This window comes from Ferrigenium straubiae (assembly GCF_051257895.1).
Classification (GTDB): Bacteria; Pseudomonadota; Gammaproteobacteria; order Burkholderiales; family Gallionellaceae; genus Gallionella; species Gallionella straubiae.
On the sequence record NZ_CP194331.1, the window covers coordinates 314,658 to 337,926 of the forward strand.

Below are 23,269 nucleotides of genomic sequence, written 5' to 3' on the forward strand. Positions count from 1 at the left end.
ATGCTGGACAGAGTCATTGAATGGTCTGCGCACAACCGCTTCCTGGTGATGCTCGCCACGCTGTTCGTCACGCTGGCGGGCATCTATGCGGTCGTCAGGACGCCGCTGGATGCCTTGCCGGACTTGTCCGACGTGCAGGTGATCGTCTATACCGAGTATTCCGGGCAGGCGCCGCAAGTCGTCGAGGACCAGGTGACCTACCCGCTCACCACGGCGATGCTCGCGGTGCCGAAATCCAAGGTGGTACGCGGCTTCTCGTTCTTCGGCGCATCGTTTGTGTACGTGATCTTCGAGGACGGCACCGACATCTACTGGGCGCGCTCGCGCGTGCTCGAATACCTGAACCAGGCCGCGGGGCGGCTGCCGAAAGGCGTTGCGCCGCAACTCGGGCCGGACGCGAGCGGGGTGGGCTGGGTGTACCAGTACGCCGTGCTCAGCGACAGGCACAACCTCGCCGAGCTGCGCACCATGCAGGACTGGTACCTGCGCTACCAGTTGAACAAGGCGCATGGCGTCGCGGAAGTGGCCTCGATCGGCGGCTTCGTGCAGCAGTACCAGGTGACCGTCGATCCGGTGAAGCTGCGCGCCTTCGGCATTCCGCTGAATACGGTTGCGCAGGTAATCCGCGAGTCCAACCGCGATGTCGGCGGGCGCGTGGTCGAGATGGCCGAGACCGAGTACATGGTGCGCGGCAAGGGCTACCTGCGCGGCAAGGACGACCTGGAAAACCTGGTGGTGAAATCCGAGCGTGGCACGCCGGTGCTGCTGCGCGACATCGCGCGCATCGAGCTCGGGCCGGACGAGCGGCGCGGCCTGGCCGAGCTCAACGGCGAGGGCGAGGTGGTGTCCGGCATCGCGATGGCGCGCTACGGGCAGAACGCGCTGGAGGTCATCGCAAACCTCAAGCATAAGATCGTCGAAGTTTCCGCCGGCCTGCCGGAGGGGGTGAGCATCCAGGCGGTGTATGACCGTTCGGAACTGATCCGGCGTGCGATCGATACGCTGAAGAAAACATTGATCGAGGAAGGGCTGATCGTGGCAGCGGTGTGCATGGTGTTCCTGATGCACGCGAGGAGCGCGCTGGTCGCCATTGTGATGCTGCCCATCGGCGTGCTGATCGCCTTCATCGCGATGCGTGCGTTGGGATTGAATTCCAACATCATGAGCCTCGGCGGGATCGCGATCGCCATCGGCGCGATGGTGGACGCGGCCATCGTGATGATCGAGAACGCGCACAAGCATCTGGAACGACTGCCGACAGTTCCCTCTCCCGCAAGCGGGAGAGGGGAGCCATTAAGCGAGCGTGCCCGCGCCATCCTTGCAGCCTGCAAGGAAGTCGGCCCCTCGCTGTTCTTCTCGCTGCTCATCATTACCGTGTCGTTCCTCCCGGTATTCACGCTGGAGGCGCAGGAAGGGCGCTTGTTCGCGCCGCTCGCGTTTACCAAGACGTTCGCGATGGCGGGCGCGGCGCTGCTGTCGGTCACGCTGGTGCCGGTGCTGATGCTGCTGTTCATCCGCGGCCACATCAGGCCGGAATCGGAAAATCCGCTGAACCGCTGGCTGATCTCGATCTACCGCCCGGTGATCGACGCCGTGCTGCGCCGCAAGAAGGCCACCCTCGCCGTGGCCCTCGCGGCGATGGCGCTGACCCTCTATCCCGCGACGCGCATGGGCAGCGAATTCATGCCGACGCTCAACGAGGGCACACTGTTCTACATGCCCGCGTCGCTGCCCGGCATGTCGGTGACCAAGGCGGCGGAGCTGCTGCAGACGCAGAACAAGATCATCAGGAGCTTCCCGGAAGTCGCGTCGGTGTACGGCAAGGCGGGGCGCGCGCAGACCGCCACCGACCCCGCGCCGCTGGAGATGTTCGAGACCGTCATCAACCTCAAGCCAGAGAAGGAATGGCGCGACGGCATGAGCATAGACAAACTGATCGCCGAGATGGACAAGGCGCTTCAATTCCCCGGCGTGGCGAACTCGTGGACCATGCCGATCAAGGCGCGCATCGACATGCTTTCCACCGGCATCCGCACGCCCATCGGTATCAAGGTGTTCGGCAAGAACCTGGAGGAGATGGAAAGGCTCGCGCGGGAGATCGAAGCAGTGGTGCGCACCGTGTCCGGCACGACCAGCGCCTTCGCCGAGCGCATCACCGGCGGCTATTACCTCAACATCGAGCCGGATCGCGCGCAACTGGCGCGCTACGGCCTGAGCATCAACGAGGTGCAGGAAGTGGTTGCCACCGCGCTCGGCGGCGAGACCGTCACCACCACGGTGGAAGGTCTGGAGCGCTTCGGCGTGAATCTGCGCTACCCGCGCGAGCTGCGCGACACGCCGGAGAAGATCGCACGCGAGGTGCTGGTGCCCGCGCCGATGCTGGGCAGCGGGGAAGGGGCGATGATCCCGCTCGGGCAGCTCGCGAAGGTGAGCGTGGGCAAGGGCGCGCCGTCGATCCGCACCGAGAACGCGCTGCTGTCGGCCTACATCTACGTGGACATCCGCGACCGCGACATTGGCTCCTATGTGGCGGAGGCGCGCAAGGCGGTGGCGGATCAGGTGAAGTTCCCGCCGGGCTACTACGCGACCTGGAGCGGGCAGTTCGAGTACATGGAGCGCGCCGAGGCGAAGATGAAGGTCGTGATCCCCATCACGCTGCTCATCATCTTCCTGCTGCTCTACCTGAACTTCGGACGCGTCACCGAATCGCTGATCGTGATGCTGTCGGTGCCGTTCGCGCTGGTCGGAGGGGTGTGGCTGCTGTGGCTGCTCGGCTACAACCTCTCCGTGGCCGTGGCGGTGGGCTTCATCGCGCTGGCCGGTGTCGCGGCGGAGACCGGCGTGGTGATGCTGATCTATCTGGAAAGTGCGTGGGAGGAGCAGCGCGCACGCTGTGCCGCCGAAGGCCGCGAGCCGGGGCCGGACGACCTGCACGCGGCGATCATGGAGGGCGCGGTGAACCGCGTGCGCCCGAAGATGATGACGGTGACCGCGATCATGGCCGGGCTGCTGCCGATCATGTGGAGCACCGGCGCGGGCTCGGAAGTGATGCGCCGCATCGCCGCGCCGATGGTCGGCGGGATGATCTCCTCGACGGTGCTGACGCTGGTGGTAATCCCGGTGATTTACGCTTGGATCAAGCAAAGAAAAATATTGACTGCTGGCCGCTGAGGGGCAGGGAATGGGTGATTATCCGTATTGAGATCGAATGCCGGATGAAGTTAGATGGGGATCGCACAGCCACAGTGTTACAAGGAGAAATGAAATGCTAATCGAAGATTATGTTTGCGGGATGCAGGTCAATGAGGGTGAAAACCAGATCATGTACCGGGGAGGGGCTTATTCATTCTGCTCCATGCAATGCCGGGAGCGTTTTCAGGCTAATCCCCATCTGTATGTCGGGCTGCCTGGGCAGAAGGCTCCGAAACAGGAGGGGCGTTCGGTAATCAAACAAAGGCGCCTGCGTCTGGCGCAGCCCTTGTCATCAGGCCAGGAAAAAATGCTGGTTGATGCGCTGCAAACCATGATGGGCATCCAGGCTGTTTCGGCCGAAGGCGAACGTGTCGCGATCACCTACGATCTGCTTCAGGCGACCGAAGAACAGATCGAGAACAAGCTGGCTGAAATCGGCATCCAGCTCGGTGAAGGCTTTGCCGATCGCTTGCGCCGGGCATTTGTGCACTATGAAGAGGAATGCGAAGCAGGTAATCTGGAGGTGCATGCGGATGACATCGAGCCGCTTTATGAAGCGTTCCGGCGGGACGAAAGATAGAGGTAAACAGGGAACTTCGGCCGGGATACGGCGGCCGAATCGCGGTGATGAGGAGGGCGGTAATCATGCTGAACGAATTCATCCACGAACCGCGCATCGCGTACTTCTCCATGGAGATCGCGCTGCGCAACGAAATTCCGACCTATGCCGGCGGGCTGGGGATGCTCGCCGGCGACACCATGCGTTCGGCCGCCGACCTCGGCCTGCCGATGGTGGCGGTCAGCCTGGTCAGCCATGCCGGCTATTTCCGCCAGGAGATCGACGCGCAGGGGCGGCAGATCGAGCATGCCGCGACCTGGGATATCAGGCGCTGGGCGCAGCCTCTCGACGCCAAAATCGCCGTGCAGATCGACGGCCGCACGGTGTGGATCGGCGCCTGGCTGTACGTGCTCGAAGGCCACATGGGCGGCCGCCAGCCGGTGTTGCTGCTCGACACCGACCTGAACGAGAACGACGGCGGCGACCGCGAGATCACCCACTATCTCTACGGCGGCGATAACGTCTACCGCCTCAAGCAGGAGATCGTGCTCGGGCTGGGCGGTGTGCGCCTGCTGCAGGCAATCGGCTTCACCATCCGGCATTACCACATGAACGAGGGGCATTCCGCGCTGCTCGGCCTGGAGCTGATGCGGCGCTACACCCATTCCACCGAACATCTGCGCCCCGGCGAATCTCCCTACGACCTGCCGCACGTGCGCGACCTGTGCAGCTTCACCACGCACACGCCGGTCGAGGCCGGGCATGACCGCTTTTCCTACGACCTGGTGCGGCGCGTGCTCGACAACGACTTCGACATCGAGACCATCAAGCGCCTCGCCGGGGAGGAGAGCCTCAACATGACGCGGCTCGCGCTGAACCTCAGCGAATACGTCAACGGCGTCGCCAAGAAGCATGCCGAGGTATCCAATGCGATGTTTCCGGGCTACAAGGTGCATGCGATCACCAACGGCGTGCATCCGTACATCTGGGCTGCCGAGAGCTTCCGCCAGCTCTACGACCATTACACGCCCGGCTGGTGCCATGAGCCGCAGTTGCTGATGCGCGTCGACTGCTGCATTCCCGATGCGGCGATATGGGAAGCGCATATGCAGGCGAAACAGCGTCTCATCGGCAAAGTGCAGGCGCTCACCGGCGTGTCGCTCAAACCCGATGTCCCGATTTTCGGCTTCGCGCGGCGCATGACGGCATACAAGCGCCCGGACCTGCTGTTCTCCGACCTGGAGCGCCTGCGGACGATTGCCCACAACCAGCCTTTCCAGATCGTGCTTGCCGGTAAGGCGCACCCGCAGGATGAAAACGGCAAGCGCCTGATCGAGCACCTGTATGTTCATGCGCGCGATCTTGCCGGCACGATCCCGGTTGTCTACCTGCCCGATTACGATCTGGCGCTTGCCCAGATGCTGACCGCAGGGGCGGACGTGTGGCTCAACACGCCGTTGCCGCCGCTCGAGGCTTCCGGCACCAGCGGGATGAAAGCCGCCTTCAACGGTGTGCCCAACCTGTCGGTGCTCGATGGCTGGTGGATCGAGGGCTGCATCGAGGGCGTGACCGGCTGGACAATCGGCGATGCGGCGGGAATGGCCGACGGCAAAGCGCAAGTGCTTTACGACAAGCTCGAACAGGTTGTGCTGCCGCTGTATTACGGCCACGGCGACGGCGGATGGGTCAAGGTGATGAAGGGGGCGATCAGCAAGAACGCCTCGTATTTCAACAGCCACCGCATGATGCGGCGCTATGCGACGGAAGCGTACGCAAGATGAGCGCAGTGATTTAAGGAGAAGAGATATGACACCGAAAACTGTATTGTTTGCCACCCTTTTCGCATTGCTTGCGGCCACGGCTGCGGGAGCCGGAGAACCCGGAGCAGACAAACCGGCAGCAAGCCAGGGCGAGGAAAAAACCGGCTCACCGGAAGGGGAGCACAAGCTGGATTTCAAGGAATTGTTCGGCTGCGAGCCGATGGGGGAAGATGGCCACCCAATGCCGAAACCGGCATCGGGGGTGGAGCAGCAGGAAACCATGCAGCCCAGGCAATAGCGTTGACGCTATGCGGCGAATGCCGGATAGCACAACCTGGGGCGGCAAATATTCAACTGAACGGAGGTCGGCATGGCATACCGGAAATCGGAAACGGCGCAGTTGGCATTCATCAGGCCTGCCCAGTTTGGTGCGGCAGCGCTGGTGCTGCTGCTCGCCGTCTATTTCGGCGTGGTCAGCCTGATTTCGGGGGTTGATTTTGCGTTCGAGCAATTCGCGAAGTTCTGGTATTTCATCGTGCTCCTCGCGCTGGGCTTCGGCATCCAGGTCGGGCTCTACACCTACCTCAGGAACCTCGCCGGACGACACGGCGCATCGGGCAAGGTGGTTGCCGTCTCCGGCACAACTTCTACCGCCGCGATGGTTTCCTGTTGCGCGCATTACCTGACCAACATCCTGCCCATTCTCGGAGTCACGGGTTTTCTCACCGTGGTTGCGGAGTACCAGATCGAGCTGTTCTGGGTCGGCCTCGCGTTCAATGCCGCTGGCATCTTCTACGTCGTATCGAGAGTCATCAAATTTTCCAGGGAGCACAAAAAATGCGAAAACAATTCCTGATCGGCCTTGCCTTTGCAGTAATGGCTGCTGCGGCAGTTTCGATGGGCTATGCGGCGGAGCCAGACTATGCGCCGCAAGTCAGCAACGAGGGCGGAGTGAAGGTCACCGTTACACCGCGCATTTCGAGCACAGCGAAAGCCTGGGATTTCCAGGTGGTCATGGAAACCCACACGCGGGGCTTGGGCGATGACCTGGCCAAAGTCTCGGTGCTCATCGCGGATGGCAGGCAATACCTGCCCGTGGGATGGGAAGGCGCGCCGCCGGGAGGCCATCACCGCAAGGGCAAGTTGCGCTTCAAGGCGGTTGCACCGCAGCCGAAATCGATGGAACTGCAGATACGCCTTGCAGGCGATGCCTCTCCAAGGAGCTTCAAATGGCCGGTGAAGTAAGAGGCTGTCTTAATAAATTCGCGGGTAGGGATGACGCAGTTGTGCAACGCATTCTCATGCTGTTCGGATCGGTACGGTTCCGGACAATATTGCAGCGTGCGCCATGCCGGGTAACCGGGGAGAGGCAGGCATGAAATATGTCTGGTTATCCTGGTCCGGCGCATTCCTGGTTCCTTGGGCATTGCTGTATTTCGTCAGGCCCGGCTTCCGGCAGAAGATGCTGCGCGTCAGTCTGGCGACCAGCCTGCTCGGCCTCAGCGAGCCGATTTTCGTGCCGGAATACTGGAACCCGCCGAGCCTGTTCGACCTCGCGCAACGCACCGGATTCGATATCGAAAGCCTGATTTTCTGCTTCGCAATCGGCGGCATCGGCGCGGTCATGTACAACGCGCTTGTCAACAGCGGTATTGGCGAAGTTCCGCACACCGAGCGCCATAACGGCCGCCATCGCTGGCATCGCCTCGCCATTGCGGCACCGTTTCTGGCTTTTCCCATGTTGTATTTCCTGCCGTGGAACCCGATTTATCCGGGCATCGTTGCGATGGCGCTCGGCGGAATCGCCAACGTGCTGTGCCGCCCGGATTTGCTGCGCAACACCCTGATCGGCGGCGGGCTGTTCCTGTTGCTCTACGCAATTTTCATGCTGTTGCTGATTTTTTTCGCACCGGGCTATATCGAGCAGGTATGGAATCTGCCCGCCCTTTCCGGGGTTCTGCTCGGCGGCATTCCGCTGGAAGAGCTCGCTTTCGGTTTTGCCTTCGGGCTGTACTGGGCGGGCATTTATGAGCATTTCACCTGGCATCGTGACCAACCGGGAAAAGAGGCTGGACATGCGTAATAGGCTGCGTATCCGCATGATTGCATTACCCCTCAATGCATCTGCCATAACTGTGTCCACCAGAAACGGGTAAGGAGGCAAGCATGTCCGAGCAACAAGAAATGCACCACCAATCCAGAGGCCGCTGGGTGTTCTACGGCTTTCTCGCGGTTGCCGGTTTCTTTATGTTCACCGAGCACCGCGCCCACGTGCTGGGGATATTGCCCTACTTGCTGCTGCTCGCGTGCCCGCTGATGCACCTGTTCATGCATCATGACCACGGCCGCCACGAGCAGCATGCGCATAACCATGATTCACCCGAAGGAGGCTCGAAATGAATGCCTCGTTTCCAGATTACGGGCTGTGGTCGCTGGTCATCATCAACTCGCTGGTGTTCATCATCTTCGCCTTCAGCTTTGCCAAGCCGCAAAGCCGGCGCGACTGGCGTTCGTTTGGCGCATTCTCCGCCTTCATCGTGGCGTTATTCACGGAGATGCATGGCTTCCCGCTCACCATCTATTTGTTTTCCGGCTGGCTGCAAAGCCGTTATCCGGGCGTGGATTGGTTCGCTCACGATGCCGGCCACCTGTTCGAGATGATGTTCGGCTGGCGGGCAAATCCGCATTTCGGGCCGTTTCATCTGATCAGCATGGCGCTCATCGTCGGCGGATTTTTCCTCCTTTCCTCCGCGTGGAAAGTGCTCTATGAGGCGCAACGCACGCACCACCTGGCGACCACCGGGCCTTATGCCAGGGTTCGCCATCCACAGTACGATGGCTTCGTGCTCATCATGCTCGGTTTTCTGGTGCAATGGCCAACTATCCTTACGCTGCTGATGTTTCCGGTGCTGGTATGGATGTACGTACGCCTGGCGCGGCGGGAGGAGCGGGAAGCCGAAAAGGAATTTGGAGAGGCCTATATCCGGTATGCCGAAAAGACTCCCGCATTCTTCCCGCAAACGGGAGCGGCCGGCTGAATTCAGCGTGCCACGCCAGCCTGTGCAACTACCGAAGGAGAAATGAAATGTTAACCAAAGATTACGTTTGCAGTGGAAGCATTTGTCGCCGAGGAGCTGGTTTTTCGCAACATGGTCAGCCTTAAGTGCGGCGAGCAGCTTTCGATGCACTGCCTGTCTCTTGCGCTGCCTTACTGTGAATCTCAGGGAGAAGTACGATGAAAATATTTTGTTCCAGCATCCTGGCCGTCTTGTGGCTAACCGGCTGCGTCAATCCGGGTCATGTTCATCAAATGCTCGGCAAAGACGGAGGAGCGTTCACCGCTGGGGAACTGGTTCATGACCATGCCTGGGGGAAGGACAATCACCTCGTGCTGGAGATGTCGAGCCGGCGTTACGAGGCTCATGGATTTGCTGTCGAGCGCCATCGCCATTTGGGGGAACTGCGCAAACGCTATTACTTTTCCAATCCGAAACGATGGGAGCGGATTTTTTCCGGCCTCGATACCAGTGAGATGGTTTATTGTATTGAAACGGTGGCCAGATCCGTGGAGGGGCAGGAACTGTCGTGCAGCTTGATATGGAAATCCGGCGCCAAGCCCGCCGGCTTTTGCACGGACCAGGCAGGTACGGCATTTCCGGTAAATTTTGAATAGGATAACGCTGATACGAAAGGGATAGCACATGGCAAATTCAGGAATGATCGGCCTTGCGGTCATTTCGTATGCGTCGTTCCTGCGGCGCAGATGGAACGGGCGCGCCTCGATGTCTGCGCCGCACGAGGCTGAGTCATGAAGGCTCATACATCATCGTTAACGCGCAAGCTGATCCGGAAATGGGACCGGCATGCTCCCGGATACGACCGCATGAGCGAACCCATGGAGCATATGCTGGGTTTCGCGCAGGCGCGCGCGCGGCTGTTTTCCGGCCTGAGCGGAACCATCCTGGAGCTGGGTGTCGGAACCGGGCGTAACCTGCCGTACTACCCGCAAGACGCGCGAATGATCGCCCTGGACCTGAGCCGCGGCATGATCGGGCACGCCGTGCGCAAGGCGAATGCGCTGTCTTCCACCGTTGTTTTTCTTGTGGGCGATGCTGAGGAGCTGCCGTTTGCGGATGCCTCGCTGGATGCGGTGGTGGGCAGTGGCGTGTTCTGCTGCGTGCCGGATGCGGTGCGAGGCTTCAGGGAGATCAAGCGCATATTAAAACCCGGCGGAAAAGTCGTTTTGCTGGAACACATGCGGCCGACCGGCGTGTTGGGCCTGTTCTTCGATCTGCTCGATCCCCTCGTGAGCCGGTTCATGGGGCCGCACATCAACCGCCGCACTCTCGAGAGCATACGGGCGGCAGGGCTGGTCATCGAGCATGAGGAAAACGTGCATTCCAACTGGGTAAAGCTGGTGGTGGCGAATCGAAAGAAGCCGGAGAGGGAGGGATGAGCAAAGGAACAGAAATTCTGGAGCAGGCAGATGCCGCATTTGCCGAAGCCTTGGCCGAAGCGCTGGATATTCGCGAGCACGAAACCGGCGCGCACTCCAAACGGGTCGCCTGTCATACCCTGGTATTGGCTCGTCATTTCATGGGAGATGCCGACCGGTTGCGGCAAATCTATTGGGGCTCATTGCTTCACGACATAGGCAAAATCGGCATACCGGATGCAATTTTGCTCAAACCCGGCCCGCTTGATGAGGATGAGTGGGAGTCAATGCGGACGCATCCGGAAAAAGGATACCGCATCGTTTCGCAGATTCCGGACATGAAAGAGGCTGCGGAAATCGTACTCAGCCATGAGGAGCGCTTCGACGGGAGCGGGTATCCGCGCGGGCTGCGCGGAGAACTGATCTGCCTCGGGGCGAGGCTGTTTGCCGTAATAGATACCCTGGATGCGATTACCTCCGACCGCCCTTACCGAAAGGCAAGCACCTTCGAACAGGCGCGTGACGAGATTGTCAGGATGAGCGGGGCGCAATTCGACCCGGTAGCGGTGCAGGTGTTTCTGGCAGAAGAAGCAACGTTTCGCGAAATGGCGGAAGCCAAGTGCATAGTCCCGCACGACCTGGCGATTCCGCAACCAAAAATACAAGGAGTAGTGCATGGCATCCGACATTGATCCGGTTTGCGGCATGACGGTGAAACCGGAATCACCGCATCGCTGGGAATATCGCGGCGCCGAATACCGCTTCTGCAGCGCGAAGTGCCTGTCGAAGTTCCAGGTATCGCCGGAGGCTTACCTCAAGCCCCAAGCGGCGGAGCCGCATGTTGCCAAGCCCGGCGTGATGTACACCTGCCCCATGCACCCCGAGATCCGCCAGCCCGCGCCGGGAAGCTGCCCGAAGTGCGGCATGGCGCTGGAGCCGGAATCACCGCTGGTTCCGGGGGCGGTCGAATACACCTGTCCGATGCATCCCGAGGTGGTGCGCAGCGAGCCGGGCAGTTGCCCCATCTGCGGCATGGCCCTGGAGCCGCGCGGTGCTTCCGCGGAAGACAACACCGAACTGGACGACATGACGCGGCGCTTCTGGACGAGCGCTGCGCTGGCGCTGCCGGTGTTCGTGATGGCGATGGCCACCGATCTCCTGCCGCAAGCGATGCCGGTATTCGTTTCGATGAAGGCGCTGCAGTGGATGGAGTTCGCCCTGGCGACCCCGGCGGTGCTGTGGGGCGGCTGGCCGGTCTTCCAGCGCGGCTGGGCCTCGGTGGTCAACCGCAGCCTCAACATGTTCAGCCTGATCGCGCTCGGCGTCGGCGTGGCGTGGACGTACAGCGTGGTAGCGATGCTGCTGCCGGGAATCTTCCCTCCCACGATGCGCAGCATGGGCGGCACGGTGCCGGTGTACTTCGAGGCGGCGGCAGTGATCATGGCCCTGGTGCTGCTCGGGCAGGTGATGGAATTAAGGGCGCGCAGCCAGACCAGTGCTGCGATCAGGCTATTGTTGGGCCTCGCGCCGAAGACCGCGCGCATCGTGCGTAGCGATAACAGCGAGGAAGACATTCCGCTGGAGCAGGTGCAGCCGGGCGATACGCTGCGCGTGCGTCCCGGCGAGAAGGTACCGGTGGACGGCGTGGTGCTCGAAGGGACGAGCGCACTGGACGAATCCATGGTCACCGGCGAATCCATTCCGGTGGAGAAGGCCGTGGGTGCGCGACTGATCGGCGCGACGGTGAACGGCACGGGCAGCCTGCTGATGCGCGCCGAGCGCGTCGGCGCCGACACCCTGCTCGCGCAGATCGTGCACATGGTGAGCGAGGCGCAGCGTTCGCGCGCGCCGATCCAGCGCCTCGCCGATGTCACGGCGGCTTATTTCGTGCCGGTAGTGATAGGGGTAGCGCTCGCCACGCTGGCGGTATGGGGCATCTTCGGGCCGGAGCCGCGCCTCGCCCACGCCATCGTCAACGCGGTGGCAGTGCTGATCATCGCCTGCCCCTGCGCGCTGGGGCTGGCCACGCCGATGTCCATCATGGTCGGCACCGGGCGCGGAGCCACTCTGGGCGTGCTCATCAAGAATGCCGAGGCGCTGGAGACCATGGAGAAGGTGGACACGCTGGTGGTGGACAAGACCGGCACGCTGACCGAGGGCAAGCCGAAACTGGTCTCGGTCATTCCGCTCGCCGGATTCGATGAAGGTGAAGTGCTACGGTTAGGTGCCAGCCTGGAGCGTGCCAGCGAACATCCGCTGGCGGCGGCGATTGTCGGAGGCGCGCAGGAAAAAGGATTGTCACTGACAGCAGTGAGCGATTTTCGCTCGTACACCGGCAAGGGCGTTGCCGGAAAAGTCGAGGGCCGTGCGGTCGCGCTGGGCAATCTAAAACTGCTCGAGGAATTGAGGATCGACGCAGGTGAATTGCCCGCACGCGCCGAGGCGCTGCGCGGTGACGGCCAGACCGTGATGCTGCTCGCGGTAGACGGCAGGGCGGCGGGTCTGATCGGCGTGGCCGATCCGGTCAAGGCCTCCACGCCGGACGCGATTCGCGCGCTGCACGAGGAAGGTGTGCAGGTCATCATGCTCACCGGCGACAACCGCATCACGGCGGAGGCGGTCGCGAAGAAGCTCGGCATCGACCGGGTCGAGGCGGACGTGCTGCCCGAGCGCAAGGCCGCCATCGTCAAGCAGTTGCAGAGCCAGGGGCGCATCGTGGCGATGGCGGGCGACGGCATCAACGACGCGCCCGCGCTGGCGCAGGCGCAGGTCGGCATCGCGATGGGCACCGGAACCGACGTAGCGATGGAAAGCGCGGGGGTCACGCTGGTCAAGGGTGACCTCAACGGCATTGTGCGTGCCGTGCGCCTGTCGCGCGCGACCATGAAGAATATCCGCCAGAACCTGTTCTTCGCGTTCATCTACAACGTGCTCGGCATTCCCGTGGCGGCGGGCGTGCTGTACCCGGTGTTCGGCCTGCTGCTCTCGCCGATCATCGCCGCCGCCGCGATGAGCTTCAGCTCGGTGTCGGTGATCGCCAACGCTATCCGGCTGAATCGGATAAAACTGTGAGAAGCTGTCTTTAAAATTGCTGCGGAGGGCGTCTGCGGCGTTGCGCGGTACTCGCAATCCTCATGTACTTTGTGTACATTCCGGTTGCTGCGTTGACCAGCGACTTGGCTGGCGTTTTTTGCCAGCTTAGTCGAATGGCCATGCAAAGCCCGTGCGCCTTGCATCCATCCCTCCTCACGAATTTTTAAGGCAGCTTCTAAGAACTTTTGCGTGCGTGAATTTTCCAGGGAACGCATGATGAAACATTACGAATACGCGAGGATCAATTCATGAAATTCGCCCCCGACCTTCCTCCGCCAGCAACCCCGCCAGATGTCCGGCCGGAAGTGGGAGCCCTGGCGGGGACCAAGCGCGTCAGGCCCGTCGCACCGCGCATCTCGCCGCCGCTGATCGTGCAGCCGCATGTGGAGCATGAACCCCCGTCCGGTATTGCCGAAGAAGGGGAGAGGCGCCACGATCCGCATTTTCACGGAGAGCGCCGGACTTACTGCCGCCGTGTCGAATACCGGCCCATGCTGGTCGAGCTGCGCTCGGGAAGAGAGCGGCGCCGGCACAACCAGCGGGCGGACGATATCACCGAGCATATCGACATAAAAACCTGAGCGGCAGTTTCAGCCGAGCGGCTGACGTTAGGCAGCGTCAGCAGGAAGATGTTCTCCTGCAACCTGCTCAGGCCGCGCTCGCGGAAGCGCGGGTTCTGCGCGAGCACGTCCAGTTGGGCCAGCAGGCGTATTCCGGCGTGATCGCGATAGAGCGCATTTACTTCGTCTACGGAAACCGCGAACGGCGGGCCAGACATTTCCGCCTGGGGATAGTCGAGGGTGACGAGCAGGATTTGCGCGGCGGGCGGCAGGATGCTCACCAGATGGCGGGCATAGCGTTCGCGCATTTCCGGCGGCAGTGCGATCAGCGAGGCGCGGTCGTACACCGCCTTGACTCCAGCCAGATCGTCCCTGTCCAGATCGAAGAAATCGCCGCACAGGATGCGGATGCCATCCGCCTCATGGCTGTCGAACCTTTCGCCCCTGGTGCGCTGCGGAGAGAGCCCGTTCTCCTCGAAGAACGCCTGCGCCGCGAGGGGGCTCAATTCCACGCCCAGCACCGCATGTCCCTGCTCGCGCAGCCAGAGCATGTCGCGGCTCTTGCCGCACAGCGGCACGAACACCTTGCTACTGCGCGCCAAGCGCAGTTCCGGCCAGTGCTCGCGCAGATAGGGATTGATCTCGTCCTGGTGAAAACCGGTCTCTTTCCGTTCCCAGCGCTCCAGCCAAAAATTCTTTTCCATTTTTATCTCGCGGCAGATCGTCAGAGTTTCAGGGACATTCTGGCATGCGGCTGGCCCGCGACCATGAACACTTCGCCCTGCTCGGCAAAACCGATGCTGCGATAGAAAGGCACATAGCGGGACAGCACATCGACGCTTACCTGCGGGTAGCACTGCGCGCGGGCGTAATCGAGCAGCGCCTCCATGATTGCCGTGCCGACTTTCTGCTTGCGCCACTGCGGCAGCACCGCGATATGCCCGATGTGGCCGTCGGGCTGCATCCGCCCGCAACCGATGGCCTCGCCCTGCAGGCTGAGGGCCAGGGCATGGCGGCTGTTTTCGTCCAGCCCGTCCCACTCCAGTTCTTCGGGTATGCCCTGTTCGCGGACGAATACCGCCTCGCGGACCGGCTTGAGCAACGGTTCGCCATCGTGCCAGGCGACCAGGCTGATGGTAAAGGGATTGCCCATCGTGCACCTCCTCAAGCGAAGATTTCGACTGCCGTTCCTGCGGGTACCAAGTCGAACAATTCTACCAAATCGGCATTGCGCATGCGGATGCAGCCATGCGAGCCGGGTGTGCCGATCTTTGCCGAATCCGGCGTGCCGTGGATGTATATGTGGCGGCGCATGGTGTCGCATTCGCCGAGCCGGTTGAAGCCGGGCTCACAGCCCGACAGCCAGAGGATGCGCGTGAGGATCCAGTCGCGCTCCGGGAACTGCGCGCCGAGTTCCGGCGTATAGATTTCGCCGGTCGGGCGGCGGCGCACGAACACCGCGTTTTCCGGCTGCCCCGCGCCGATCTTCGCGCGGATGACATGCCTGCCGCGCGGCGTGCAATAGCTGCCGTTGGTCTCGCCCGCGCCGTTCGCAGCGGTGGAAACGGCGTAGTGGCGCAGCGTGTTGCCCGCGTCGTCGAGCAGTTCGAGCTGCTGTGTGGCGATGTGGACGTTGATCTTCATTCGGCCTTCTGCTGCGCGCGGCGCATGGCGAAAAAGCTGCTGAGCAGCGCGCCGCATTCCTCCGCGAGCACGCCGCCCGTCACCGTGGCGTGATGGTTCAATCGCTCGACTCCCCTCGCACCTTGGGGGAGATAACCAATGACTTGCCCAGCGTTCTTTGCTGGGTTAGTCAGATGGCTAGTAGTTCCATCAGGGGAGAGGGGTAAGTCTCCAAACACATCCAGCACGCTGCCGCACACGCCGGTCTTCGGGTCGCGCGCCCCGTACACCACCCGTGCGATGCGCGCGTGCATGATCGCCCCGGCGCACATCAAACAGGGCTCCAGCGTCACGAACAGCTCGCAGCCCACCAGCCGGTAGTTGTCGAGATACTGCGCCGCGTCGCGCAGCGCCATCATCTCGGCGTGCGCGGAAGGATCGCGGCGCGAAATCGGCGCATTGAAACCGCGCCCGACGATCTCGCCGTCCTTCACCACCACCGCCCCGATCGGCACCTCACCCGCCGCCTCGGCCTGCCGCGCGAGCTCCAGCGCAGCGCGCATGAAAATTTTGTCGCTCATCTTACTTGTTCGAGGGATCGCACATACCCTTGCCATGTTCATTCATCGCGCGAGTATAAATCATCGCCGCGCATCGGTCGCGGCGCAGGCAATATAGGCCGTTCGGCATATTGTTTTTTAGCTGGAATGCTGGAACACTGCGTCCCAGTCAGGGAGGAGGGAATGCCGCAGTCGGCTACTGCATGTTGCTGGAATATTCGAACCTCCCCCCTTTTGTACTATATTTGTTCACAATGGAATGGGAGATGTTATGCAATCTAGATGGAAAAAACCAGTATTGGCCATCATGTTATCCGTTACGATAGCTGGATGTGTAACTCCTCCTGTTAAATTTCAAGCTTATGAAGTTAAGCCCAGTAACAAAATCCCCCTAGAAATTGGAGCTGCAGCTGAAGCTTTGCTGGGTAAGTGTGTAAATTCCGTTGATAAGAGCGGATTCGCGCAATACAGCGCGTGTGTTGGTGACTTCAAGAGTTACTATGGAACAATTATAGAAACAGGTGCTGATCTTCACGATAAAGGAATTTTTCAAATAGACGCTAAATTGGGATACAAAGAGCTAAGTCTTGGGGGTGGTGTTCACTACTACAGTGAATATAAAGTTGATAAACAATTATCGAAAGAACCAAAAGGTAAATACGATTTAGAAGAATTAAATCTTTTATATGAATCCTGTGTTGCATCCCCCCCTACGCAATATATTATTGAAACTGTCTATCGCGGTTGTAGCGCTACTGACAATATCGAAAAGGTGGAGCAGGTTGATTCTAAATACTTAAAGAATTTTATAAATGCAGGTGGGTTTCGCAACGGAGTTAAAGTGATAGGGGACCCTGTTAACTTTAATACAGGGGAGGAAACTAAAAATAATGTCTCGTGTGGTTCTCCGCAAATAATCGCGGTTGGAGTTGTTCCCGTTTCCAATATCTGCAAAAACATCGATGTTCATAGAATGTCTGAATTTCAAAAGAATATTCACTCGCTGGAAAAGCAAATTTTGGGACTTAAGGGTGAAAACGATTTGCTAAAAGAAAAAATGGAAACTTACAAGGGGTCTGTAGAAAACCTAAAATCGAAAACAAAAAAACAAGAGGCAACTATTAGTGAGCTTAACAAAAAAATTGCTGAAGGAAATACCGATTCACAGGTTTTACTAAATCAATTAAATACTGCAAAAACTGGATTAGGTTCCGTAGAGACGAAGCTCGAGAAAGCCGTCGCAAATGCAAATCAATTAGCATTAGAGGTCATTAGCCAGAAAAATGTGTATGAGAAAAAGTTGTTGGACCTAAATGCAGAAAAGAAAAATTTAGATGAAGACTTGGGCCGATTGAATAAAACTCTAACGGATACTTTCAAGAAATTAGAGGATGCCAAGGCAGATATTGTTAGAAGCGAGAAACTCCGCAACGAGGCTGAAGAGGAAGCAAAGCAACTACGAAAGTTGGCACAGGCGAAGAAACAAAATGAAAAAGATATTGAGCAGTCAGCAAGCGTAGCGTACAAGAATTAATGTACATCGCGGGTTCAAGTTTGAAGTGCAACGCCTGACTTGAAGCAAATCCAAAGGGTCAGCTTCGCATTTTGAGATGGGTTTCGCATCGCGAAACCCATCGGCTTTTTGGTTTTGAATTTTCTTCCCCTGTGCGCCGCCAAGTAGCGCAGACCAGACAGGGGTAGTCCGACGAGTATGTTTGAGCACGTGGCCGCGTAGCGGATCGTGCGAGTTTATGAGGAGGCCTGTCTGGTTGAGCAACGCAGGGGACCTCCGAAGGAGGCGGCAAACCGGGGTCGCCTTCTTTTTGGTTACTTTTTCTTGGCGACGCAAGAAAAAGTGACTAGCTGCCGGGCTACCCCCGGCGGTTTTGATTTTAGTTGTAGCCGTTCATGGTTTCGATACCTCACCACGAACGGATCAAGTTAGCTGAAATCAATCACTGAAATTACCTCCCGCGCTTCACCGGCTTCGGCGAGAACAGCGCCGGCTGCGGCATGGCCTGATGGCGCGCCGCTTCGGAAAGGTGTTTCTGGTCGGCGGGTTTTTGCGCCGGGCGCGGTTTGGCGGGCTGCTGGCCGGGGCGCGCTTGAGGGGTGCGTTGCTGCGGGTTGCGCGGTTTCTGGCCCTGGCTGTCGCGCTGTTGCGGGGTGCCGGGCTTCCGGCCCTGGCCGTCGCGCGGTACGCGGTTTTTCTCGCCTGCCGGACGCGGTGCGCTGCTGCGGCGTTGCCCGTGGGGCGGGCGCGGCGGGCGTGGGGCTTCGACGGGAATGTTGGTGGGCGGCACGAAGCTGTCGATCGCCACTTTCGGAATCTCGCGCTTGATCAGCCGCTCGATGCTCTTGAGAAACGGCAGTTCTTCGCTGTCCACCAGCGAGATCGCCGCGCCGCTGCTGCCCGCGCGCCCGGTGCGGCCGATGCGGTGCACGTAGTCTTCCGGCACGTTGGGCAGTTCGAAATTCACCACATGCGGCAACTGGTCGATGTCCAGCCCGCGCGCGGCGATGTCGGTAGCGACCAGCACCGGCAGCGAGCCGTCCTTGAACTGCGCGAGCGCCTTGGTGCGCGCCGGCTGGCTCTTGTTGCCGTGGATCGCCATGGCCGGAATGTCGTCCTTGCACAGCTTTTCCGCGAGCCGGTTTGCGCCGTGCTTGGTGCGGGTGAACACCAGCACCTGCTTCCAGTCGTTGTGCTTGATCAGGTGCGCGAGCAGATAGCTCTTCAGCTTCTGCGGCACGAGGTGGACGCTTTGCTCGACCAGTTCCGCGGTGGTGTTGCGGCGCGCCACTTCGACGTATCCGGGGTTGTGCAGCAGGCCGTCGGCCAGTGCCTTGATCTCGTCGGAGAAGGTCGCCGAGAACAGCAGGTTCTGGCGCTGCTTCGGCAGCAGCGCAAGGATCTTCTTGATGTCGCGGATGAAGCCCATGTCGAGCATGCGGTCGGCTTCGTCGAGCACCAGGATTTCGACGCCGGACAAATCGAGCGTCTTCTGCCCGACATGGTCGAGCAGCCTTCCGGGGGTCGCGACGAGGATATCCACCTTGCCGTGCAGGGCCTTGATCTGCGGGTTGATGTTCACGCCGCCGAACATCACCATGGACTTTAGCGATAAATACTTGCCGTAGGTCTGCACCGATTCCTCGACCTGCGCGGCGAGTTCGCGCGTCGGGACGAGGATGAGGCAGCGTGGCCGGCCGGGGCGCTGGCTGGCAAGGGGTTTTTCGGTGAGCAGATGCAGGATCGGCAGGGTGAATCCGGCGGTCTTGCCGGTGCCGGTCTGCGCGCCTGCCAGCAGGTCGCCGCCGGCCAGCACCAGCGGGATGGCCTGCGCCTGTACCGGAGTAGGGCGCGTGTAGCCGGCATCGGCAATGGCGCGCATCAGGGGTTGCGACAGCTTCAGGTCGGCGAAGGTAATTTCATGGGGTTTTGGGGTGTTCGGCAAAATAGGGCTCCTGCGGCGGCCTGCCGCACACAAGGGCGGCACCAATCGAGGCAGACGAATAAGTGATCGAGACGATCTGGAGATTAAGGAAAGAACCGCTGCACTGATTGGTCGGGTGCAGGGTGCGCGCATTATACCTTACTTGCCCCGGGCTTGCCGGGAAGGCGGAAGGCGGCTTTTCAGGTTTTTGCGCGCTGCAGGAACTTGACGAATTCGTCTTCGGGCAGGGGGCGGCTGTAATGGTAGCCCTGTATCTTTTCGCAGCCGGCTTCCCTGAGGAAGGCCAGTTGCTCTTCCGTCTCCACGCCTTCTGCGATGACGCGCAGGCCGAGGTTCTTGGACAGGCTGATGATCGCCCGCGTGATGGCCTCGTCGTCGCTGTCCTTGGTAATGCCGCGCACGAACGACTGGTCGATCTTGAGTTTGTCGATAGGGAAGCGCTTGAGGTAGCTCAGCGACGAGTAGCCGGTGCCGAAATCGTCCAGCGACAGGCCGATGCCCAGCAACTGGAATTCGTCCATCATGGCGATCGCGCCTTCGACGTTTTGCATGATCATGCTTTCGGTGATCTCCAGCTCGAGGAAGCGCGCATCCAGCTCGTGGCGCGCGAGTGTTTCCGCCACCATGCGCGGCAGGTCCGGGCGGAACTGCTTGGCGGAAATGTTCACCGCCAGCTTGACGATGGGCAGGCCGGCGCGCTGCCATTCCTTGTTGCGCGCGCACACGGTTTCCAGTATCCACTGGCCGATAGGGACGATCAGCCCGGTCTCTTCCGCCAGCGGAATGAAGGTTGCCGGGGAAATCATGCCATGGTCGGCGTGGTTCCAGCGCAACAACACTTCCGCCCCGACGATTTCGCCGCTTTGCAAATTCATCTGCGGCTGGTAGTGAAGCGCCAGTTCCTCGCGTTCCAGGGCGCGGCGCAGGTTGCTTTCCAGCTTGAGGCGCTCCAGGGCGCGCCTGTTCATGTCGGGCGAGAAGAACATGTAACCGTCGTGTGTTTCGCCCTGCTTGGCGCGGTACATCGCAATATCGGCGTTCTTGATCAGGGTTTCGGCATCGTCGCCGTCGTCGGGATAGACGCTGATGCCGATGCTCGCGGAAATCAGCAACTCGTGCCCTTCCACCATGATGGGCACAGACAGGCTGTCGAGGATTTTTTGCGCGACGATGGAGGCGTCTTCGTGCCTGGCGATATCCTTCAGGGCCACGACGAACTCGTCGCCGCCGATGCGGGCGATGACGTCCTCGCCGCGCAGGACGGCGGACAGCCGGGCGGCGACTTCCTTGAGCAGGGTGTCGCCGTGCGCGTGGCCGAGGGAATCATTAACCTGCTTGAAGCGGTTGAGGTTGATGAACAGGATCGCGCCATGCTTCCTGCTGCGCTGCGCTTCGAGCAGGGATTGGCGTAGCAGGGTGTGCAGCCTGAGGCGGTTAGGCAAGCCGGTGAGCGTGTCGTAATAGGCCAGACGGTAGATCTGCTGCTCGGCGTTCTTGCGTTCGGTGAGGTCGGAGAACACGGAGAAGTAATGGGTGACTACCCCGTCCTTGTTGCGCACCCCGCTGATCGACATCCATGCCGGAAAGTTCTCGCCGTTTTTGCGCCGGTTCCACAGTTCGCCGATCCACAGCCCGTTGTTGGCGAGCGAAGCGTTCATCTCTTCGTAGAAGGCCTGGTCGTGCAGGCCCGATTTCAGGATCGAGGGTAGCTGCCCGATGGCCTCGTGCGCCTCGTAGCCGGTGATCTTGGTGAAGGAGCGGTTTACCGAAAGAATGCGCTTGGACACATCGGTGACGATGATGCCTTCGTCGCTGTATTCGAAGATCGCCGCCTGCAGGCGCAGCTCCGCTTCCGCCTGCAGGCGCTCGGTGATGTCCACCAGGTAGCCGAGGATCGCGGTAGGGTTGCCACGCGCGTCGCGCGACAGGGAGAGGCTCAGGCTGGCCCAGAACACCTCGCCGGACTTTTTGCGGCGCTTGACCACCATCTCGCGCCCGCCGTGTTCGAGGAAGGCTTCGTGGAGCAGCGCGTCCTCGTCTTCGTTTTCGTCGGCATAAAGGAACAGGATGTTTTTCCCGATCGCCTCCTCGGCGGTATAGCCGAACTGCTGCTCCGCCCCCTTGTTCCAGCCGGTGATGTAGCCGCTCAGGTCCATGGCGATGACGGAATCGTGGATCTGGTCGAGTATCTGTTGTTGCCGCGCCAGCTTGTCTTCGCTGTCCAGGAGATCGCGCTTGCGCTCGTCGAACTGCAGGCGGTCGAGCAAGGTCGTCGCGATCAGCCCGGCCAGCGATTGCAGGGTCGGCAGGATGGTCCGCGGTGCGCGCACGCACAGCGCGCCGACCAGTTCATCCTGGGCAAGCAAAGGGCAGCCCAGTAGCACCGGCTCATCCTCGTTGTCGCCGGCCGGCAGCAACATCGGCTGGCCGTCGCGTTCGATTTGTTCCGCCAGGCTGCGACAGTCTTCGGGCAATTTGCGCCGGCCGGCCAGGTGTGCCGCACGCCCGTTGAAGTGACAACAGACTTCGGGCCAGTTAAAAGCATCCCGGATCGCTTTGCCGAGCGCCTGCGCAAAATCCCTTTCGCCGGTGTGCAGCACGCTGTGCACGATACCGCCCGCCACGGCAAATGCGTGGCGGCTATCGGAATCGTTGCTATGGGTATCGGAAGGGAAGCCGGCTTGCAATTTCATTTCGTCCCGGCGACTTTCAAAGCCCAGAAAATCGCGTCAAGCTGGAAGCGGCTCAGCGCCTCCGGCGCTATCCCCAAACTGGACAGCAGCTGCTGCACGCCGGCAAAGTCGCGCCGTTCGGTTGCGCATACCAGGTCGAGGAGGGCGCCCAGCCGCCCCTCGCGTTCGAGCAGCGCATCTTCCACCGGCTGCGGCAGGGAAACCGATTCGAGCAATTCCTCCAGCGGGGTTTCCATCAGGATATCCAGCATGGAAAACACCCCTGTCATGAAGGCATGTTCCTGGTCGGTTTTTTCACCGCCTTCTTTGGATAAGAGCTCCATGATCCGGCCGCGTTCGGCGGCGCGCTGCATCAGGATATCCGGTCTGTCGTCGCCTTCCTTGCGCAGGGAGAACATCAACAGTTGCACCCAGCGCTGCAGTTGGCGCCTTCCCAGCACCATGATGGCCTGTCCGAAATTGGTGATTTCCTTGCTCGTGCCGAAAGAGGCGGAATTGACCAGCCGCAGCAACTCGAAGGCCAGCTTGGGCTCCAGCTTGAAAACTTCCTCCATGGTCGCCGCGTCCGCATCCGCTGCAACCAGGGAAAGCAGGCGCATCAGCGAAACACGTGAGGAATCCTTCGACTGGCCCGTATGCTCCGGCGTATCCAGCCCGCCAAAGGCAAAGTAGTTGAACCCCGTTTTGGCGCACCATTCGAATGTTTCCATCGAGCCGATGCCATAGACAAACAGCTTTGCCCCGGAGCGGCTGGCATCCAGCAAGGCCTTTTCGCCAAACGATTTGCGTATGGTAGAGCCATCGAAGACATGCATCGCCACCATGTCGCGGGAAAGTCCGGAGGGTACGGTCAGGCCGGTTACGGCCAGGCGTATCTTCTTGGCGTGCCAGGCGCGGAAGGTGGCCATGCTCGCATCGGCCGACAGGAAGTTTTCGCTGAGCACGGCCACCAGCCGGGATGGCGGGAAAGGCAGTTGCAGCGGCTGTTTGCATATGCCCAGAACATCAGCACCCACAAAAAACAGCTTGCCCTCAACCCCGTCGACCGCAAGCGCTTCGCTGCTCATCTGATCGAAAAAATTCTGGGGCACAAATACCGATTGATCTGTCTCGAGGCTCACGCCCACCCATGCGAGACTACGGTCATAAACGGGGTACCACAATCCGATCGCCGACATAATTCTTTTCCTGAAAGATCGCCGCCCCATGAATTTTAATGGGGCGGGTTAATGACATGATTTGCTGTACAGGCCGCATTCTATATCAGCAGGAGTATATTTTGTGCTAAGCCAATTGCCGAGGCTGAGGAGGCAGAAGCCGGTGGCGCCAGCTCGTA

Annotated in this window: 21 protein-coding genes; 14 read left to right on the forward strand and 7 right to left on the reverse strand. The window is 60.4% G+C overall.

The features are described 5' to 3' along the window. From ACRRNM_RS01525 to ACRRNM_RS01585, 13 genes are all read left to right on the forward strand, one after another. Window positions 1–3,171 (forward strand): efflux RND transporter permease subunit, encoded by a 3,171-nt coding sequence (locus ACRRNM_RS01525; protein ID WP_435626489.1) that lies wholly within the window; start codon window positions 1–3, stop codon window positions 3,169–3,171. 94 nt (window positions 3,172–3,265) lie between these two features. Next, complete coding sequence (locus ACRRNM_RS01530) at window positions 3,266–3,772, forward strand: YHS domain-containing protein (protein WP_435626490.1); 507 nt, start codon at window positions 3,266–3,268, stop codon at window positions 3,770–3,772. A gap of 65 nt (window positions 3,773–3,837) precedes the next feature. Then, complete coding sequence (glgP, locus tag ACRRNM_RS01535; protein WP_435626491.1) at window positions 3,838–5,532, forward strand: alpha-glucan family phosphorylase; 1,695 nt, start codon at window positions 3,838–3,840, stop codon at window positions 5,530–5,532. Between the two features lie 25 nt (window positions 5,533–5,557). Continuing rightward, a complete protein-coding gene (locus ACRRNM_RS01540; RefSeq protein ID WP_435626492.1) occupies window positions 5,558–5,809 on the forward strand; it encodes a hypothetical protein in 252 nt (83 codons plus the stop codon). A 72-nt stretch (window positions 5,810–5,881) separates the two neighbouring features. Beyond that, window positions 5,882–6,367: a hypothetical protein gene (locus ACRRNM_RS01545; protein ID WP_435626493.1), complete on the forward strand. Its 486-nt coding sequence runs from the start codon at window positions 5,882–5,884 to the stop codon at window positions 6,365–6,367. After that, window positions 6,349–6,756, forward strand: a complete 408-nt coding sequence (locus tag ACRRNM_RS01550) for a hypothetical protein (RefSeq protein ID WP_435626494.1) — start codon at window positions 6,349–6,351, stop codon at window positions 6,754–6,756. The genes ACRRNM_RS01545 and ACRRNM_RS01550 overlap by 19 nt, the downstream gene beginning before the upstream one ends. Before the next feature lie 130 nt (window positions 6,757–6,886). Continuing rightward, window positions 6,887–7,594: a lycopene cyclase domain-containing protein gene (locus ACRRNM_RS01555; RefSeq protein ID WP_435626495.1), complete on the forward strand. Its 708-nt coding sequence runs from the start codon at window positions 6,887–6,889 to the stop codon at window positions 7,592–7,594. Between the two features lie 83 nt (window positions 7,595–7,677). Beyond that, window positions 7,678–7,911 carry a DUF2933 domain-containing protein gene (locus ACRRNM_RS01560; protein WP_435626496.1) on the forward strand — a complete coding sequence of 78 codons (234 nt, stop codon included), beginning with the start codon at window positions 7,678–7,680 and terminating at the stop codon, window positions 7,909–7,911. Continuing rightward, window positions 7,908–8,549: a methyltransferase family protein gene (locus ACRRNM_RS01565; RefSeq protein ID WP_435626497.1), complete on the forward strand. Its 642-nt coding sequence runs from the start codon at window positions 7,908–7,910 to the stop codon at window positions 8,547–8,549. Before ACRRNM_RS01560 ends, ACRRNM_RS01565 begins: the two co-directional genes overlap by 4 nt. A 197-nt stretch (window positions 8,550–8,746) precedes the next feature. Further along, window positions 8,747–9,184: a hypothetical protein gene (locus ACRRNM_RS01570; protein WP_435626498.1), complete on the forward strand. Its 438-nt coding sequence runs from the start codon at window positions 8,747–8,749 to the stop codon at window positions 9,182–9,184. 210 nt (window positions 9,185–9,394) lie between these two features. Continuing rightward, window positions 9,395–9,967 carry a class I SAM-dependent methyltransferase gene (locus ACRRNM_RS01575; protein ID WP_435626499.1) on the forward strand — a complete coding sequence of 191 codons (573 nt, stop codon included), beginning with the start codon at window positions 9,395–9,397 and terminating at the stop codon, window positions 9,965–9,967. Continuing rightward, window positions 9,964–10,638, forward strand: a complete 675-nt coding sequence (locus ACRRNM_RS01580; protein ID WP_435626500.1) for an HD-GYP domain-containing protein — start codon at window positions 9,964–9,966, stop codon at window positions 10,636–10,638. Before ACRRNM_RS01575 ends, ACRRNM_RS01580 begins: the two co-directional genes overlap by 4 nt. After that, the gene (locus ACRRNM_RS01585) at window positions 10,622–13,018 is read left to right on the forward strand and encodes a heavy metal translocating P-type ATPase (RefSeq protein ID WP_435626501.1); all 2,397 of its coding nucleotides are present in this window, start codon (window positions 10,622–10,624) and stop codon (window positions 13,016–13,018) included. Before ACRRNM_RS01580 ends, ACRRNM_RS01585 begins: the two co-directional genes overlap by 17 nt. Before the next feature lie 484 nt (window positions 13,019–13,502). On the opposite strand, the gene ACRRNM_RS01590 is transcribed toward ACRRNM_RS01585, so the two are convergent. Genes ACRRNM_RS01590 through tadA form a run of 4 tightly spaced genes read right to left on the reverse strand, consistent with a single transcriptional unit; the run spans window position 13,503 to window position 15,803 of the window. Then, the gene (locus tag ACRRNM_RS01590; protein WP_435626502.1) at window positions 13,503–14,303 is read right to left on the reverse strand and encodes a thiopurine S-methyltransferase; all 801 of its coding nucleotides are present in this window, start codon (window positions 14,301–14,303) and stop codon (window positions 13,503–13,505) included. A 20-nt stretch (window positions 14,304–14,323) separates the two neighbouring features. Beyond that, complete coding sequence (locus ACRRNM_RS01595; RefSeq protein ID WP_435626503.1) at window positions 14,324–14,752, reverse strand: GNAT family N-acetyltransferase; 429 nt, start codon at window positions 14,750–14,752, stop codon at window positions 14,324–14,326. Window positions 14,753–14,763: 11 nt separating this feature from the next. Beyond that, on the reverse strand, window positions 14,764–15,243 hold the full coding sequence (locus tag ACRRNM_RS01600; RefSeq protein WP_435626504.1) for a L,D-transpeptidase family protein: 480 nt from the start codon (window positions 15,241–15,243) through the stop codon (window positions 14,764–14,766). After that, on the reverse strand, window positions 15,240–15,803 hold the full coding sequence (gene tadA / locus ACRRNM_RS01605; RefSeq protein ID WP_435626505.1) for a tRNA adenosine(34) deaminase TadA: 564 nt from the start codon (window positions 15,801–15,803) through the stop codon (window positions 15,240–15,242). The genes ACRRNM_RS01600 and tadA overlap by 4 nt, the downstream gene beginning before the upstream one ends. 250 nt (window positions 15,804–16,053) lie before the next feature. On the opposite strand from tadA, the gene ACRRNM_RS01610 reads away from it, so the two are divergent. Further along, a complete protein-coding gene (locus ACRRNM_RS01610; RefSeq protein ID WP_435626506.1) occupies window positions 16,054–17,316 on the forward strand; it encodes a hypothetical protein in 1,263 nt (420 codons plus the stop codon). 430 nt (window positions 17,317–17,746) lie between these two features. Here the strand turns inward: ACRRNM_RS01610 and ACRRNM_RS01615 are convergent, their stop codons facing one another. The 3 genes from ACRRNM_RS01615 to ACRRNM_RS01625 form a co-directional block, all read right to left on the reverse strand. After that, window positions 17,747–19,177: a DEAD/DEAH box helicase gene (locus ACRRNM_RS01615; protein WP_435628621.1), complete on the reverse strand. Its 1,431-nt coding sequence runs from the start codon at window positions 19,175–19,177 to the stop codon at window positions 17,747–17,749. A 242-nt stretch (window positions 19,178–19,419) separates the two neighbouring features. Continuing rightward, window positions 19,420–21,933, reverse strand: coding sequence for a putative bifunctional diguanylate cyclase/phosphodiesterase (locus ACRRNM_RS01620; RefSeq protein ID WP_435626507.1), 2,514 nt, complete (start codon window positions 21,931–21,933; stop codon window positions 19,420–19,422). After that, on the reverse strand, window positions 21,930–23,054 hold the full coding sequence (locus ACRRNM_RS01625) for an EAL and HDOD domain-containing protein (protein WP_435626508.1): 1,125 nt from the start codon (window positions 23,052–23,054) through the stop codon (window positions 21,930–21,932). The genes ACRRNM_RS01620 and ACRRNM_RS01625 overlap by 4 nt, the downstream gene beginning before the upstream one ends. Window positions 23,055–23,269: the final 215 nt, after the last annotated feature.